Raw genomic sequence first — 3,020 nt, forward strand, 5'->3', positions numbered from 1 at the left:
TATATATTATACTTGAAATAAAAATTTTTGTCAAAAATAATATACTGGAAAATAATTTTAATTTACAAATTAATCGACATAAACCTGCAGGCTCTTTCAGTCGCGTCAATTATTAAACTTCTTGAATTCGCAATCGCTTCTTCTAAAGGCATCGCTCTTTTTAACGCTGGCATAATAGAAACTACTCCCATATCGTAAACCGCTTCCACTCCGTCTCTTATATCTCCCACTATCGCTATTACGGGAATATTATTCGCTCTCCTCGCTATTCCTACGGGAACTTTTCCTTTTTTCGTTTGTCCGTCTATCGCTCCTTCGCCCGTTATTATTAGAGAGGCGTCTTTTATTTCGTTTTCAAAATCTACAATATCAAGCACGGCGTCTATTCCGCTTTTTAATTCGGCGTTGCAAAAGGCTATCAAACCTCCGCCCAAACCTCCCGCCGCACCCGAACCTTCGATATAATCTATTTCTTTACCAAATTTTTCTTTTACTAATTTTGCGACATTTTTTAATCCGTTGTCCAATAAATCAAAACTTTCTTTAGTTACTCCTTTTTGATTTCCGTAAATTGCCGTAGCTCCGTCTTTTCCGTAAAGGGGATTTCTTACATCACAGGCGACATTTATTTTTACATCGAAAATTTTTTTATAAATATTAGAATCGTCTATTTTCGCAATCTTAATCATATTCTCCGCTATCGCTTCAAGTTCGTTTCTATGCGCGTCAAAAAATTTGTATCCCAAAGCGTTAGCCATTCCAATTCCGCAATCGTTCGTGGCGCTTCCTCCAATTCCGATTAATATTTCTTTAACTCCGTTTTTGGCTGCGTCCTTAATAAGTTCGCCCGTTCCGTAAGTCGAAGATTGCAAAGGATTTTTTTCTTTCACTAATGTCAAACCCGAAGCTTCCGCCATTTCAATAACCGCTTTATCTTTGTCGATTATTCCGTATTTCGCCTCTACAATTTCTCCGAGCGGATTTTTTACTTTAACTTTTTTTATTTTTCCTCCCGTGGCGTATAATATCGAATCAACCGTTCCTTCGCCTCCGTCCGCAACGGGAATTTTTTTAATTTTTGCATCTTTAAATACTTTTAATATTCCTTCTTCTATAGCGTTGCAAACTTCCAAACTCGACAAACTGCCTTTAAAAGAATCTGGAATAATAATAATTTTTTTCATTTATATTTATCCTTAAAATTTAAAAATTATATTTAAAATAAATTAAATAAAATTAATTTTCATTGTTTATATGATACAATAAATTATATAAAAATTGTATAATTTATATAATGAAAATTGATAAAATTTTGATATACTTATTATTATAATTAAAATCAAGGAGTTAGTTATGCAAGGGACTTTATTAATTGTGGCTTTTATTATTTGTATAATCATTATGATATTCGCCATATCGAAATTAAAAATCCATCCGTTTTTGTCAATTATGGGAGTTTCGTTACTTTTTTCGTTTATAGTTGGAATTCCTATAAAAAATATTCCGTCAATAATAGGAGCGGGATTTAGCGGAACATTCACAAGCATCGGTATAGTAATTATATTGGGAGCGTTAATCGGAACTATTTTGGAAAAAACGGGCGGCGCTTTGAAACTTTCCGATATGGTTATAAAATTAGTAGGCAAGAAAAGACCCGAACTTGCAATGTTAATTATGGGCTGGATAGTTTCCATTCCCGTATTTTGCGATTCTGGTTTTGTAATTCTAAATCCAATTAGAAAAGCTTTGGCAAAAAGAACTATGGCTTCGAGCGTTGCAATGTCTGTCGCTCTTTCCTGCGGTTTATTTATTTCGCATTGTTTTATACCTCCAACTCCAGGACCAATCGCTGCGGCAAATACTTTGGGAGTCGGCGACCATCTTTTAATGGTAATAGGAATGGGAGTTTTATGTTCGATATTGCCTTTAATAACTGGATACTTCTTCGCAAAATATATTGGGAAAAAAGTTAAATCTATAGACGAAATAGAAAATAAAGATAATGTTAAAAGCTATGAGGAATTGGTAAAAAGTTATGGAAAATTGCCTAACGGTTTTTTAGCTTTAGCTCCGATTATAATACCAATCATTTTAATGGGATTGTCTTCGGCTGTTACTATGGCAAAAATGGAAGGAAGTTTTATAGAAATATTACAATTTTTAGGAACTCCAATAATCGCTTTATCCGTTGGACTTATTTTTGGAATAATAACATATTTCAGTCAAAAAGATAGCGTGGAAAATATAGACAGTTTTTACGATATAACTAACGACACTTTAAAAATCGTGGGACCAATATTGTTCGTTACGGCGGCGGGCGGAGTATTAGGAAGAGTTATAGCTTCTTCAAGTTTGGTAGACTTTATAACCGAAAACGCCACATTGTTTCAAACTATAGGAATATTTTTCCCGTTTTTACTAGCGGCTATTTTGAAAACCGCTCAAGGTTCTTCAACCGTAGCATTAACCACAACTGCGGGAATAATAGCGCCTTTAATGGGAGCTTTGGGGTTGGATACTCCGACTTTAGCTTCTCTAACGGTTATGGCAATCGGAGCTGGAGCTATGACGGTTTCTCATGCAAACGACAGTTATTACTGGGTTGTAACAAATTTCGGCGAAATGAGAGCGCAAGACGGTTATAAAACTCAAACTTTAATGACGCTTATTATCGGAATAGCGGGAATAATAAATGTGTTTTTATTGTCTTTGGTATTAAGATAAAGTCGATTTAAGATTATATAGTTATTATATTAATTTTTAAATTTCCATAAAACTTATATTTAATGTATAATAAATTTAACCCTGTTAATAAAATTAAAAAATTTAAAGGAGATAATTATGGGTTTTAGATTTCGTAAGGGTATAAATTTAGGTGGAGGTTTCCGTATAAATTTAAGTAAATCTGGCATTGGATATAGTTTTGGAGGTAAAGGATTTAGATATACTAAAAAAGCAAATGGAGGTTATAGAGAAACTTATTCTATTTATGGGACAGGTTTATCTTGGGTTAAAGAACA

3 protein-coding genes are annotated in these 3,020 nt (G+C 33.5%); 2 read left to right on the forward strand and 1 reads right to left on the reverse strand.

What is annotated here, in order from left to right; translation table 11 throughout:
* Positions 1-62 precede the first annotated feature (62 nt).
* Positions 63-1,184, reverse strand: coding sequence for a glycerate kinase family protein (locus ACR0QS_RS12385; protein WP_432633761.1), 1,122 nt, complete (start codon positions 1,182-1,184; stop codon positions 63-65).
* A 169-nt stretch (positions 1,185-1,353) separates the two neighbouring features.
* Between ACR0QS_RS12385 and ACR0QS_RS12390 the strand changes: the two genes are divergently transcribed.
* The gene (locus ACR0QS_RS12390; RefSeq protein WP_432633762.1) at positions 1,354-2,724 is read left to right on the forward strand and encodes a GntP family permease; all 1,371 of its coding nucleotides are present in this window, start codon (positions 1,354-1,356) and stop codon (positions 2,722-2,724) included.
* A 117-nt stretch (positions 2,725-2,841) separates the two neighbouring features.
* On the forward strand, positions 2,842-3,020 hold a 179-nt coding region (locus tag ACR0QS_RS12395), incomplete at its 3' end, for a DUF4236 domain-containing protein (protein WP_432633763.1).

It is taken from the genome of Brachyspira sp., assembly GCF_050873525.1.
In the GTDB taxonomy this organism is placed as follows: Bacteria; Spirochaetota; Brachyspiria; order Brachyspirales; family Brachyspiraceae; genus Brachyspira.

Coding starts and splice junctions, on each gene's coding strand:
- ACR0QS_RS12385 (WP_432633761.1), bottom strand. CDS start 1,184: ATGAAAAAAATTATTATTATTCCAGATTCTTTTAAAGGCAGTTTGTCG.
- ACR0QS_RS12390 (WP_432633762.1), top strand. CDS start 1,354: ATGCAAGGGACTTTATTAATTGTGGCTTTTATTATTTGTATAATCATT.